The sequence below is a fragment of the Gemmobacter denitrificans genome (assembly GCF_036964905.1).
Classification (GTDB): Bacteria; Pseudomonadota; Alphaproteobacteria; order Rhodobacterales; family Rhodobacteraceae; genus Gemmobacter; species Gemmobacter denitrificans.
Genome location: NZ_JBALHR010000001.1, coordinates 147917 through 161459, shown reverse-complemented (window position 1 = coordinate 161459; position 13543 = coordinate 147917). Strand labels below are relative to the sequence as shown.

Annotated in this window: 13 protein-coding genes; 1 reads left to right on the top strand and 12 read right to left on the bottom strand. The window is 62.7% G+C overall.

Annotated features, from left to right (window positions below):
- Positions 1–126: 126 nt before the first annotated feature.
- From V6590_RS00785 to sciP, 5 genes are all read right to left on the bottom strand, one after another.
- Complete coding sequence (locus tag V6590_RS00785) at positions 127–249, bottom strand: hypothetical protein (RefSeq protein ID WP_335418078.1); 123 nt, start codon at positions 247–249, stop codon at positions 127–129.
- A gap of 133 nt (positions 250–382) precedes the next feature.
- Positions 383–2467 carry an ATP-dependent DNA helicase RecG gene (recG, locus tag V6590_RS00780; RefSeq protein ID WP_335418076.1) on the bottom strand — a complete coding sequence of 695 codons (2085 nt, stop codon included), beginning with the start codon at positions 2465–2467 and terminating at the stop codon, positions 383–385.
- Between the two features lies 1 nt (position 2468).
- Positions 2469–4583, bottom strand: a complete 2115-nt coding sequence (ligA, locus tag V6590_RS00775) for an NAD-dependent DNA ligase LigA (protein ID WP_335418074.1) — start codon at positions 4581–4583, stop codon at positions 2469–2471.
- 104 nt (positions 4584–4687) lie between these two features.
- On the bottom strand, positions 4688–5401 hold the full coding sequence (gene ctrA / locus V6590_RS00770; protein WP_335418072.1) for a response regulator transcription factor CtrA: 714 nt from the start codon (positions 5399–5401) through the stop codon (positions 4688–4690).
- Positions 5402–5495: 94 nt separating this feature from the next.
- Complete coding sequence (gene sciP, locus V6590_RS00765; protein ID WP_335418069.1) at positions 5496–5774, bottom strand: CtrA inhibitor SciP; 279 nt, start codon at positions 5772–5774, stop codon at positions 5496–5498.
- A 127-nt stretch (positions 5775–5901) separates the two neighbouring features.
- Here sciP and mnmA point away from each other — a divergent pair, with 127 nt between their 5' ends.
- The gene (gene mnmA / locus V6590_RS00760) at positions 5902–7038 is read left to right on the top strand and encodes a tRNA 2-thiouridine(34) synthase MnmA (protein WP_335418066.1); all 1137 of its coding nucleotides are present in this window, start codon (positions 5902–5904) and stop codon (positions 7036–7038) included.
- Positions 7039–7071: 33 nt separating this feature from the next.
- On the opposite strand, the gene lpxB is transcribed toward mnmA, so the two are convergent.
- The 7 genes from lpxB to V6590_RS00725 form a co-directional block, all read right to left on the bottom strand.
- Positions 7072–8196, bottom strand: coding sequence for a lipid-A-disaccharide synthase (lpxB, locus tag V6590_RS00755; protein ID WP_335418061.1), 1125 nt, complete (start codon positions 8194–8196; stop codon positions 7072–7074).
- Positions 8193–8993 carry an LpxI family protein gene (locus V6590_RS00750; protein ID WP_335418059.1) on the bottom strand — a complete coding sequence of 267 codons (801 nt, stop codon included), beginning with the start codon at positions 8991–8993 and terminating at the stop codon, positions 8193–8195. The genes lpxB and V6590_RS00750 overlap by 4 nt, the downstream gene beginning before the upstream one ends.
- Positions 8990–9775, bottom strand: coding sequence for an acyl-ACP--UDP-N-acetylglucosamine O-acyltransferase (gene lpxA / locus V6590_RS00745; protein WP_335418056.1), 786 nt, complete (start codon positions 9773–9775; stop codon positions 8990–8992). Before lpxA ends, V6590_RS00750 begins: the two co-directional genes overlap by 4 nt.
- 5 nt (positions 9776–9780) lie before the next feature.
- Positions 9781–10257: a 3-hydroxyacyl-ACP dehydratase FabZ gene (gene fabZ / locus V6590_RS00740; RefSeq protein WP_335418053.1), complete on the bottom strand. Its 477-nt coding sequence runs from the start codon at positions 10255–10257 to the stop codon at positions 9781–9783.
- 46 nt (positions 10258–10303) lie between these two features.
- Positions 10304–10870 (bottom strand): OmpH/Skp family outer membrane protein, encoded by a 567-nt coding sequence (locus tag V6590_RS00735; protein ID WP_335418050.1) that lies wholly within the window; start codon positions 10868–10870, stop codon positions 10304–10306.
- Between the two features lie 2 nt (positions 10871–10872).
- A complete protein-coding gene (bamA, locus tag V6590_RS00730) occupies positions 10873–13257 on the bottom strand; it encodes an outer membrane protein assembly factor BamA (RefSeq protein ID WP_434063211.1) in 2385 nt (794 codons plus the stop codon).
- A 132-nt stretch (positions 13258–13389) separates the two neighbouring features.
- Positions 13390–13530 (bottom strand): hypothetical protein, encoded by a 141-nt coding sequence (locus tag V6590_RS00725; RefSeq protein ID WP_335418045.1) that lies wholly within the window; start codon positions 13528–13530, stop codon positions 13390–13392.
- Positions 13531–13543: the final 13 nt, after the last annotated feature.

Below are 13543 nucleotides of genomic sequence, written 5' to 3'. Positions count from 1 at the left end.
AACCGCCGCAACCCTTGGGCTGCGGCGGCAAGTGGCGTGTCTGGCGGGCATGGGCGCCGGGACAGGCGCGGGCATCGCTTGGGGACCGATGCACCCGCAGGGCAGACCGCAGGCAGTTGAAATTCCTCAGACAATCCCCGGCAGATGCAGGCCGGCGATCAAAAGCACAAACAGCGATACCGTGCCAAGAACATCCTCGACCAGAGTGGCGGATGAACGGGTGATGATGGCCTTCACTTCCTTCAGCATCGGTGCCTCCTGTGCTTTGTTGCCCAATTGTTCTCACATGATTCACGATCTGTAAAGAACTTTTTGGGAACATTTGAGAACAAAGCGGAACACCCCTGCCCGCCTTGTTCCCGTAGCCTGGCCGGAAAGGAGCTTACCCGACCGAAATCAAGCGGATCGCGCGATCCTGATCCAGCAGCCAGAGAAGATTGCGCGCGGCTCTCCCCCGGGGGCCCTCCAGCGCGGGGTCTTCGGCCAATAGCCGCCGGGCATCGCTTTGTGCGATCTCCATCAAGGCGGATTGTCGTTCCAGATCGGCCACCCGGAAGCGGGGCAGACCTGACTGCGCCGTGCCGATCAGATCGCCCGCCCCCCGCATCGCCAGGTCAACCTCGGCGATGCGGAACCCATCCTCGGTATCGCGCAGGGTCTGAAGCCGTTTCTGACCGCTTTCGTTCAGCGGTGCCTGATAGAGCAGAAGGCAGGTGGATTGCGCCGAACCCCGGCCCACCCGCCCCCGCAACTGGTGCAGTTGCGCCAGGCCGAAAACCTCTGCCCGCTCGATCACCATGATCGAGGCATTGGGCACGTTTACCCCCACCTCGATCACAGTTGTGGCCACCAGAACCGATGTCTCGCCTGCCACGAACCGGGCCATGGCGGCATCCTTGTCGGGCGCAGGCATCTGCCCATGCACCAATCCGACCCGATCCCCCAAAGCCGCGCGCAGATGTTCGAACCGTGCTTCGGCGCTGGCGTAATCGACCACCTCGCTGTCTTCGACCAGCGGACAGACCCAATAGGCCTGCCGCCCCTCGGCCACCGCCTTGCGCAGATGGGCGACCACCTCGTCTATCCGCTGCGTGCTGACCATGGCCGTCTTGACCGGTTTGCGCCCGGCGGGTTTCTCGTCCAGCACCGACACATCCATGTCACCATAGCTGGCCAGGGCAAGGCTGCGCGGAATCGGTGTTGCCGTCATCACCAGCACATCCGCTGCTGCCCCCTTGGCCCCCAGTTCCATGCGCTGCGCTACCCCAAAGCGGTGCTGTTCATCGACCACGGCAAGCCTGAGATCACGAAACTGAACGTCTTTCTGAAACACCGCATGGGTGCCAACAAGAACCGCGATGTCGCCCGCAGCCAGGGCCGCCAACTTGGCCGCCCGTTCGGCCCCCTTGTCGCGGCCTGTCAGAACGTCCAGCCGAATTCCGGCAGCGGCGGCCAGAGGGGCCAGGCTTTCCAGATGCTGACGCGCCAGAATCTCGGTCGGGGCCATCATCACGCCTTGGCCACCCGCCTCGACCGCGATCAGCAGCGCCAGAAAGGCCACCAAGGTCTTGCCCGCCCCCACATCCCCCTGCAGCAAACGGTTCATGCGCAGCGGAGATGCCATATCAGCAGCAATCTCGGCCACTGCGCGCAGCTGGGCGCCCGTTGGGGCATATGGCAGGGATTCCAATGTCTTCCGCTGCAATCCTCCATCAGATTTTGAAGATCGCCCCTTGCCCCTGCGGGCCTGTGCCCGCGCCAACCCCAGCGTCAGCTGATGGGCGAACAACTCGTCATAAGCCAGCCTTTGCCGATAGGGTGCATGGGCGGCCAGATCGGCAGCCGTACGCGGGGCATGCACCGCAGTTACGGCATCACGCCAATCCGGCCAGCCTTCGCGCAGCTTCAGCGGACCATCGATCCATTCCGGCAGGTCGGGCGTTCGCGCCAGGGCGGCCAGCGCCGCCTTGGCCAGCACACGTTGTGTCACGCCCGCGACCAGAGGATAGACCGGTTCGAATTCCGGCATCTCTGCCGCCTCTTCGGGGCGCAGCACATGATCGGGGTGAACCATCTGCGCCAGTCCATCAAAAAGCTCCACCTTGCCGGACACCAGACGGCGCTGCCCTGTCGGCAACAGTTTCGTCAGATAGTCCCCACGGGCATGAAAATAGACCAGCTGAAAATCCAGCTCGGCATCGCGCACATTGATCCGGTAGGGCCGCCCCTTCTGGCGCGGCGGCAGGTGATTGCCCACCATCACCTCGACCGTCGCCACTCCGGGCAGCTGAGCATCGCGCAGGCTGGCCCTACGGCGGCGGTCGATGCCGGAATGGGGCAACAGGAACAACAGGTCCTTCGGCTTTTCCACCCCCAACCCGGCCATTGCCCGCGCGGTCTTGGGGCCCACGCCCTCCAATGTCTCCAGATCGGCAAAGAGCGGGTAGAGGATTTCGGGCCGGCTCATGTCAGCCCTGGCTGGCCAGCGCGAGCCAGGCATCCTCATCAATGATCCGGATGCCCAGGGTTTCGGCCTGCTTGGCCTTGCTGCCCGCACCCGGGCCGGCAATGACCAGATCGGTCTTTGCGCTGACAGACCCGGCGACCTTGGCCCCAAGCGCCTCGGCGCGGGCCTTGGCTTCGGCACGGCTCATCTTCTCCAAAGTGCCGGTGAACACCACGGTCTTGCCGGCGATCGCACTGTCCACCGGGGCGCGGGCCTGCACGTCCTGCACCGTCAGATGGGTGACCAGATCATCGATCGCGGCGCGTTCGGCCCCCTGATGAAAGGCGGTGACCAGCGATCCGGCCAGCACCGCGCCAACGCCATCGATGGCCGTCAGTTCCGCCCATTCCGCGCCCTCGCCGATCCGGGCGGCCGTCATGGCTGCTTCAAACGCCGCCCAGTTGCCGTAATGCGTGGCCAGCAGGGCCGCCGAGCTTTCGCCGACATGGCGGATGCCAAGCGCAAAGATCAGGCGGTTCAAAGGGATGGTGCGGCGCGCCTCGATGGCGGCAAACAGCTTGCGGACCGAAGTTTCACCCCAGCCATCCCGGTTCTTCAGCTTTTTCAACGGGCTTTCACCATCGCGCTGTTCCAGCGTGAAAATGTCGGCCGGGGCCTTGATCGGCAGGTCGGGATCGTTGAAAAAAGCCTCGACCTGCTTGGCCCCAAGACCTTCGATATCAAAGGCGTTGCGGCTGACGAAATGCTTCAACCGCTCCACCGCCTGTGCTGGGCAGATCAAACCGCCGCTGCACCGACGGACAGCATCGCCTTCCTCACGCACCGCCTCGGATCCACATTCCGGGCAGAGGATCGGAAAGGCAAAGGGGATGCTGTCAGCCGGGCGCCGGTCCAGATCGACATCGTTGATCTTGGGAATCACATCGCCCGCCCGATAGACCTGCACCCAATCGCCAACCCGGATATCCCTGCCCCCACGGATCGGTTCACCCTTGCTGTCGCGACCGGCTATGTAATCCTCGTTGTGCAGCGTGGCGTTTGACACGACAACGCCCCCCACCGTCACGGGGGTGAGCCGCGCCACCGGGCTGAGCGCCCCGGTGCGACCGACCTGAATGTCGATGGCTTCCAACCGGGTCCAGGCCAGTTCGGCGGGAAACTTGTGGGCAATGGCCCAGCGAGGTGTGGCCGAGCGAAAGCCAAGGCGGCGCTGCAGCGCCAGATCGTTGACCTTGTAAACCACGCCGTCGATATCATAGCCCAAGGTGGCGCGCTGCGCCTCGATCCGGCGGTAATGCTCCAACAACTCGTCAGGCCCGTGGCACAACCGGGTCAAGGGATTGACCTGAAACCCAAGCGCACCAAGCCGGGCGATGGCCTCGGCCTGCGTATCGGCCAGCGGTTCTGAAAGGGCGCCCCAGGCATAGGCAAAAAAGCGTAACGGGCGGCTGGCGGTGACAGTGGCATCCAGTTGGCGCAGTGATCCGGCCGCCGCGTTGCGCGGATTGGCAAAGGTCTTGTCGCCCGCAGCCACCTGCCGCGCGTTCAGTGCCGCAAAATCCCCGTGCGACATGTACACCTCGCCCCGGACCTCCAGCAGCGCGGGCGCACCGGTCAAAAGTTGCGGAATATCGGCGATGGTGCGGGCATTTTCAGTGACATTTTCGCCGGTCTCGCCGTCCCCCCGGGTGGCCGCCTGCACCAGAACCCCATCTTCATAGCGCAGCGACAAGGACAGCCCGTCGATCTTGGGTTCGGCTGTATAGCTCAGCGCGGAGTCATGCCCCAGATATTTGCGGATGCGATCTTCAAAATCGGCAACATCGGCGGCGGCGAAGGCGTTTTCGAGGCTGAGCATACGGACATCGTGCCGCACCTTGCCAAAGCCATCAGCCACCGCTGCGCCCACCCGATCTGACGGGCTATCGGCGCGCTTCAGATCAGGAAAGCGCGCTTCGATGGCTGCATTGCGTTGTCTGAGGGCATCATAATCCGCATCCGAAAGCTCGGGGGCGTCCAACTGATGATAGGCCGTATTCGCCCGGGCGATTTCTGCCGCCAACCGGGCCAGTTCTGCGCGCGCCTCGGCCTCGGTCATCCGTTCCACCGGGATCATCCGCCTGTCTCCCTCACCACCTTGCCCGTCAGATGTAGGAGAGCCGCGCGCAGAGGTAAAGCCGCCGCAGGCCGTCTGGGCCCATGCGGCGATCATGGCGGGTATCAGGCACCAAGGGCGAAACGACGGTCCACTTCCGCCGGGGCCGGATCGCGCAGCACATAGCCACGGCCCCAGACCGTTTCGATATGGTTCTGGCCCCCGGTCGCCTCGGCCAGTTTCTTGCGCAGCTTGCAGATGAAGACATCGATGATCTTCAGTTCCGGTTCGTCCATCCCACCATAGAGATGATTGAGGAACATCTCCTTGGTCAGCGTGGTGCCCTTGCGCAGCGACAAAAGCTCCAGCATCTGGTATTCCTTACCGGTGAGATGCACCGTCTTGCCATCGACATCGACCGTCTTGGCATCCAGATTGACAGTCACCCGACCCGTGCGGATCACCGATTGCGAATGCCCCTTCGACCGGCGGATGATGGCATGGATACGCGCGACCAGTTCTTCGCGGTGGAAGGGTTTGGTCATGTAATCATCCGCGCCAAAGCCGAATCCCTTCAGCTTGCTTTCGGTATCGTCCGCGCCAGAGAGAATCAGAATAGGCGTCTCGATTCGGGCCAGACGCAGCTGACGCAGCACTTCATGCCCGCTCATGTCCGGCAAGTTCAGATCAAGCAGGATGAGGTCGTAATCATACAGTTTGGCTAGATCGATACCGTCCTCCCCAAGATCTGTGCAGTACACGTTCAGATTCGCATGGGTCAGCATCAGTTCAATGCTGCGCGAGGTGGTGGGATCGTCTTCGACCAAAAGAATGCGCATCTATTGCCTCCACGCCGGCGCCAACTTCGTTAATGATACTGGGGGGCAATGGTTAACTGGCGGTTACTGTGACAGAGACTGCGCAAAAAACAATTTAAAGTTGTCTGTATTTCTGGATCGCCGTTACCTTCAGCGCCTTGACCCCATGTCGTTCGACCGCAGCACGCCACAAGGCGAATTCTTCCTCCGACAGGGAATAGCGTTCAAGAGCCTCCGATTCCGTAATCAACCCATGTTGCACCGCCCGCACAACGGTTGCCTTGCGCGAGGCCACCCACCGCTGCGTATCGGCAGGCGGCAGATCGGCCCGCGTCAGAACCGAGCCATCCGGCAAGGTCACCTGACGCGGACCATCGACACGTTTCAGATACATGGCAAACCCCTTCTCCATGCGGGGAAGTGTCGGCAATCTCGCTTAACCCTTGGTGAAACGTGACCTTGAGAGTGTCTTGCATTTTCCTATATTGCAGCGAAGTCAGACCCATCCCCGGAACCAGATCATGCTTGACCAGCCGTTGAACTCGCTGGGGCTGCCCAAGCCCCCGTCGGAAACCCGCGTGGTGGTGGCCATGTCGGGCGGTGTGGACAGTTCGGTCGTGGCCGCGCTGCTGAAGGATCAGGGCTATGATGTGGTGGGCGTGACGCTGCAACTTTACGATCATGGCGCAGCCCTGGCCAAGAAAGGGGCCTGCTGCGCCGGGCGCGACATCCATGATGCCCGCCGCGTGGCCGAGGCGATGGGTTTTCCGCATTATGTGCTGGATTACGAAAACACCTTCCGCGAGGCGGTGATCGAGGAATTTGCCGATGCCTATCTGGCGGGCGCGACACCGGTGCCCTGCATCCGCTGCAATGAACGGGTGAAATTCAAGGATCTGCTGGCCACGGCACGGGATCTGGAGGCGGATTGCATGGCCACCGGGCATTATATCCAGCGCCAGATGGGCGCGGCCAAGGCCGAGTTGCACAGCGCCGCCGATCCGGCCCGCGACCAGAGCTATTTCCTGTTCTCCACGACGCAGGACCAACTGGATTACCTGCGTTTTCCGCTGGGGCATCTGGTGTCAAAGGCCGAAACCAGGGCGCTGGCCGCGAAATATGGGCTGCCGGTGGCGGACAAGCCAGACAGTCAGGACATCTGCTTTGTGCCCGATGGCAATTATGCCGCCGTGATCGAAAAGCTGCGCCCCGGTGCAGCCGAACCGGGCGAGATTGTCGATCTGGAGGGCCGCGTGGTGGGCCAGCATCGCGGCGTGATCCATTACACGATCGGGCAGCGCAAGGGGCTGGGCATCGGCGGGCTGGGCGAGCCGGTCTATGTCGTGCGGCTGGACCCGGAAACCCGCCGCGTGGTGGTGGGGCCAAAGGCGGCGCTGTCAACGCGGGTGGTGCCGCTGCGCGAGATCAACTGGCTGGGCGACGCACCCTTTGACAGCCAGCCGGAATGGCAGGTCATGGTCAAGGTCCGCTCCACCCGGCCACCGCGCCCGGCTGTGGTGCGGCCGGTTTCAGCGACCGAAGCCACTGTGGAACTGCTGAACCCCGAAGACGGCGTCAGCGCCGGGCAGGCCTGCGTATTTTACGCCAGCGAAGGCACGCGCGTTCTGGGGGGCGGCTGGATCTGGCGCGGGCGCTGATCCGCTGTCGCGGCCAATTGCGAGAGCTGGCGCTCAGAGCGCGGCCAGCACCGATCGCGCCGCCCGCAGGCCCGGCGGCTCTCCGCCCTGCCCCAGACGCTGCATGGTCAGCGCCATGGCCCCAAGCTGGGCCTGGCGCCGGGGGCTGTCTTGCAACAGCTCCAGCAGCGCCGGGGCAATGGCATCAGCCTGACACTCGGGCCCAAGGAATTCCGGCACGGCGCGGGTATCGGACACAAGATTCACCAGCGTCACCGTATCGATCAGGGCCGCGCGTTTCATCAGCCAGAAACTGATCGGATGCAGTTTATAGGCAATCACCATCGGACAGGAATTCGCCGCCAGTTCCAGACTGACGGTGCCCGAAGCCGCGATGGCCGCATCTGCGGCGGCAAAGGCCGCACGTTTGCGCATGGGGTCGGTGATGATCTCGGGGCGGATCGGCCAATCGACAGTCAGTTCGCCCACCAGATCGGCCACGCCACGCAGCGTAGGCAAAGCAACCCGGGCCAGCGGATAGGCAGATTTCACCTGTGCCAACACCTGACCCAGCACCGGGGCCAATCGGCTGACCTCGCCCCGACGCGAGCCGGGAAGCGCCAGGATCAAGGGGCCATTGCCACGGAAAGCTTCGCATTCCTCGGGGCGCGCAAGGGGTTCCGCAACAACCGGATGACCGACGAAATCGCAGGTCATACCAGCGGCGGTCATGAAAGGGGGTTCAAACGGAAGCAGCGCCAGAACGTGATCCACCACCTTGGCCATCTTGGCCGCACGACCCGGTCGCCAGGCCCAGACCGAGGGCGCAACATAGTGGATCACCCTGATTTCAGGGCGTTTTTCCTTGACCAGCCGCGCCACGCGCAGGCAGAAATCCGGGCTGTCGATCGTGACCAGCGCCCGCGCGCGCGAGGCCAGAACGGCATCTGCCGTCTCGCGAATGCGCGCCAAGAGCTTGAAATATTTTGGCAAAACCTCGGCAATACCCATGACGGACAACTCTTCCATCGGGAAGAGACTGCCCATCCCCTCGGCCTGCATCAGGGGGCCGGCCACACCTTCGAACCGCACATCAGGGGACAGGGCTTTCAACCCTGCCATCAGCGCGGCACCCAGGCGATCCCCCGAGGGCTCACCGGCCACCAGAAACAGCTTCACGGCTGCGCCCAAAGAAAAAGGCCAAGCCGCTCCGCATCTTGCAAGACTGTTTTCTGATCCAGGACGATCACGTCCCGGGCCGGAAAGGCAATCCCCGCAAGCCCTGCGGCATGGGCGCGGGCAAGCGTTTCGGGGCCAATGGTCGGCAGATCGATCCGGCGGTCCTGACCAGGTTTGGCGGATTTGAAAAATACCCCGCGCGCGCCTGCCGGATTGGGGCGGCGGGCAGTTCTGGCCACGAAATCCAGCATCTGATCCGTACCTGGCAGGGTTTCCACCGCCAGGCACAAGCCCTGCGCCACAACTGCACCTTGCCCCACATCCACCGAACCAAGGGCCGCGACAATGGCCGCCGCGCGGGTGGCATCGGCTTGATCAGCGTCTGAAACCGTTGCGCCATAGACGCCGGGCGCAAGGAACAGGCCGGGCGCCACATCGGGAACGCCGACCACATCGAACCCTGCTTCTTCGAACAGCGCAATCACCACCCGCAGCGTGGCATCATCACCGCCCTGCATGGCGGCCAGCAGGCGCGGCACCATCTGCGCGGTGCCCATGTCGAACAGAGAAGGGTCCAATCGCGGGCGGCTGACGGCGCCTGCAAAAATCACCCGCTCCACCCCGCGATCCGTCAGGTCGCGCAGGAAAGGCACCAGGCGTTCCACGCGGAATGTCACATCGGGCTCAAGCCCTTCGGGCGCGAAGCCGTCCAGCGCGCAGATCAGCGGCGCGTCAAGCTCCGCCGCCAGCGCCGCAGGCAGACGACCCGCCCCCGAGATGATGGTAATACGGCTCATTTCGGGGTCAGGAAGCTGCGGTCGGTGGCAGCAAGGATGAAATCGGTCATCTCGCGCACATGCTGGCTGTCCGTTTCATCGGCAAGACGGCGGGCACGATCCAGAAACGAGCCCTCGCCCTGCGCCAGCATCTGGTAGGCAGCACGCAAGGCGGTGATTTCGGACCGGTCCACCCCACGCCGCTTGAGCCCGACCAGATTCAACCCGTCAAGCACGCCACGCGGCCCCTGCACAAGGCCATAGGGCACCACATCATTGGTGACCATGGTCACCGCGCCGATGATCGCCCCGCGCCCGATGCGCACCCATTGATGCACCCCCGACAGACCGCCGATGATCACATCATCGCCGATCTGGCAATGGCCTGCGATGGCGGCCTGATTGGCCAGCACCACCCGATCGCCCACCATCGCATCATGGCCGATATGGGCCCCCGTCATCATCAGCACATCATCGCCAACCCGTGTCAGCCCGCCGCCGCCTTCGGTGCCGGTGTTCAGCGTCGCCCCTTCGCGGATCTTGCAGCGCTTGCCAACGATCAGCCGGGTACGCTCACCCCGGAATTTCAGGTCTTGGGGCACCTCGCCCACCACAGCGCCGGGGAAAATTACCGTGCCCTCGCCCACTTCGGTCCAGCCGGTCACGATGCCATGCGGTTTGACCACCACGCCCGCGCCCAGCGTGACTTCGGGACCGATGACGGCGAAGGGGCCGATCTCGCAGCCCGGGCCGATCTGGGCACCGGGTTCGACAACGGCCATCGGGTGAATGCGGCTTTCCATGGGGATCAGGCCTTTGGTACGTCAAACATGGCGGTGAATTGCGCTTCGCAGCACAATTCGCCATCGACCATGGCCCGACCTTCGAATTTCCAGACCCGACCGCCACCGCGCAGCGCCTTGACATGCAGTTCCAGCACATCGCCCGGGCCAACCTTGCGGCGGAACTTCACGCCATCGACGCCCATGAAGAAGACCTTGGCGTTTTTATCGACCAGATCCATCGACAGGCCGACGAGGATGCCCGAGGTCTGCGCCATGGCCTCGATGATGAGAACGCCGGGAAACACGGGCATTTCGGGGAAATGGCCGGTGAATTGCGGTTCATTCATCGTGACGCATTTGATGCCGACGCAGCTTTCATTGATCACGATGTCGCGCACCTTGTCCACCAGCAGAAACGGGTAGCGATGCGGCAGGATGCGCTGGATCAGCGCGATATCGGCGGTCAGCGGCGCGGCGGTCTGGGTCGCGGTGTCGGTCATCTGGGTCTCCTGGCTGCCCGCGCGACTTGCGCGCGGCGTCGTGGGATCAGGGCGCGGTCTGGCCCGGTGAGGATGGGGGTGGCAGGGCGGTGCCATCGCCCAGCACGGCATCGATCCGGGCAATGGCCTGATCGGTGATGTCAACGGTGCCGGTGGCATGAATCACATTGGCCCGGTCGATCAGAACCGTGGCCCCCAAGGCAACCATCAGGTCTGACAGCACCGGCCCGGCCACGTCGAAAAACCGCTGACGGTCCTCTTCGGCCTGTCGGACCAGCGCCCTGCTCTTGGTGGTTTGCGAATTGCGGATATCTTCGACCTTGGCATCGAAGGCATCCGCCAAGGCACGAAATTCACTGGCCGGCATCGTGGCACGTCGGGCAGTCAGATCGCGTTCCTCGGCCTCGAGCGCGGCTTCGATCCGCTGGTTTTCCGCCAGAAGATCGGCCCGTGCCTGGTCATCCCGCGCCTGCATTGCCTTGCCATAAATCGTGCGCTGGAACAGTTGATCCATCTGGATTACCGCCAGATCACTTTGCGGCTGCTGGCCATAGGTTGGCGCCGCCGCCATCAGCAGCGCCATCAGGGTCAGAGCGCGGATCGCCCCCGACATGATCAGAACTTGGTCGAGATCGTCAGGTCGAAGGACTGTTCCTTGTCGTAGTCCTGCTTGTCCAGCGCCTTGGAGAAGTTGAACCGCAGCGGGCCGATCGGTGTGGTCCAGAAGATCGAGACACCGACAGAGGACCGCAGGTGGAACCCGTCATCCACCGCGCCACTTTGGCCTGCCACGTCATCCAGGCTCCAGACCGAACCGAAATCGGCAAACAGACCGCCGGAAATGCCATATTCCTCGGGCAGGCCCAGCGGGAAATCGGCCTCGAACCGGGCAACAGCAAAAAAGTTGCCACCCAGTGCATCATCGGTGGCAAGATCGCGCGGGCCAATGCCACCCGGTTCAAAGCCACGGATCTTGCCGCCGCCGAAATAGCGATCGGTCACCCGGCTGGGGTCATCGTTCAGCATATGCAGCGCGCCACCTTCAAACACGGCGCGCAGGGTGACCTCTTCATTCCACACCTTGGTTTCAGCCAAGGCCAGAGCTGTCGCGGTAATGCTGTCCACATCGCCGCCCAGACCGGCATAATCCACCCCGAAACGCAGCAGCACTCCGCCATTCGGGTTCACCCCGGAAATCCGGCTGTCATAGCTGTAGGTCGCACCGATGCCCGAATAGAACAGGCCTTCGCGTGCCTCGTCCCGCCCGATGATCGGCGAGGTGGGCAATACGGTTTCATCGACATCCGGCGTTGCCGGATCATCCGCCACCGCCTGCCGCAGATCCTTCAGATCCGAGTAGCGCAGGAAATAGCGCAGTTCCAGCCGACCCAACTCGCTGACCGGGAATTCAATGGCCGGAACGATCCCCGCAAGGCGGGTATCATAGGTGGCATCCTGATTGTCGGTTTCGTTGTAAAAGGTGTTGAACTTCAGCTTCAGATCGCGGCCCAGAAACGCCGGTTCGATAAAGGTGATGGAACTGTTGGTATTGTCGGTTCCGGTCGAGATATTGAAGCCGACCGTCTGACCACGACCAAGAAAGTTGGTCTCGGTCAACCCGATCGAGAATCCAAGCCCCGAAGACACGCCATAGCTTGCACCGAAGGACAGCGATCCGGTCGGCTGTTCTTCCACATCCACATTGACCACAACCTGATCCGGGCTGGTGCCCGGTTCGGCATTCACCCGTGCATCGGCGAAATAGCCAAGCGCACGGATGCGTTCGGCCGACTGACGGATTTCGCGCGGATTGAAGGGATCGCCTTCGACCGTACGGAACTGGCGGCGCACCACCTGATCCAAGGTCGTGGTATTTCCTTCAATATCAATGCGCTCAACGAAAATCTTCTGCCCGCGCACCAGGGTGAAGACCACATCCAGTTCCCGCGTCTTTTCGTTGCGGGTGATCCGCGGCTCGATCGACACGAAGGTCAGGCCCTTTTTCAGAGCCAGGTTTTCCAGCCGGGTGATGTTGGTTTCCACGCCGGAGGGCGAATAGACGCTGCCCGGGCGCAGTTTCAGCGCCGCTTCGAATTCCGTTGCATCCAGACCTTCGATCTCGCTGGCGGCGCTGATCTTGCCAAAGGTGAACTGCTGGCCTTCCTGCAGGGTGAAGGTGACAAAGACACCATCGCGCTCGCGCGCCACTTCGGCGCTGGCATCCAGAATCTGCACATCGACATAGCCGCGCGACAGGTAGAAATCCTTCAGCAACTGCTTGTCCAGTTCCAGCCGGTCGGGCTGCAGCGTGTCGCGGCGGATGAAGGTGCGCAGCAGACCTGCCTGTTTGGTTTCCAGCACCTGCCGCAGACGGCGGTCACTGAAGGCGCGGTTGCCGACAAAGGCCAGCCGCTCAATTTCGGTCGGTTTGCCTTCGGCGATCTCGAACACCAGATCGACCATATTGTCAGACCGGCGGATGATCTTGGGTTCGACCGAAGCGGCCAGACGGCCCTGTTCGCGATAACCTTCTGCAATCAGCGCGGCATCCGCCTCGGCCTTGGCGGGCGAATAGACCCGGCGGGCCTTGGACTGGATGATTTCGGCCAGCGCCTCATCCTTCAGGCGCTTGTTGCCTTCAAAGGAAATCACGTTGACCAGCGGATATTCCTTGACCCGGATCACAAGGCGCGAGCCCTGCGGAAGAACCTCGACTGTCTCGAACAGGCCGGAATTCTGCAGCGCCTGATAGGCATCGTTCAACTGGGCTGCCGTGGTCTCGCCCCGCCCGATTCCGGCCAGTTTCAGGATCGATGCGGCATCAATGTTCTGATTTCCCTCGACCGTCACCTGGCTGACATTCAGGCCCTGCGCGTGGGCCTGCATCAACATCGGCGCAGAAAGTGTTGTAGATGCAAGAAAAACCGTGATTGCCGCGGTCCGCATCAGATGCGCCTTGCGATTGCCCTGCGGCCCGATTGCGCGCTTGCCCTGATCCATGGCCCGTCCCACACCTTATGCAAATCCTTGCACCTGACTAGCGGGATTGGCGGGGCTTGTCAAAAGCCTGAAATCAAGGCTTTGGGGAAAAGTGTCGTCTTGCCACTAGCCCTGCCCTGTCCGAAGGGAAAATCACTGCAGAGCAACGAGTTGCGTGCCAAGGAAGGCCCCTGCAAGAAGCCCCACGACGATGGTGCCCAGCGTGAAAAGCCAGTCCCAGTTCAGGCCAACCAGAAAAGACAGCCCACGATAGCCATTCATGACGGTTTGCATGATGATACCCCTT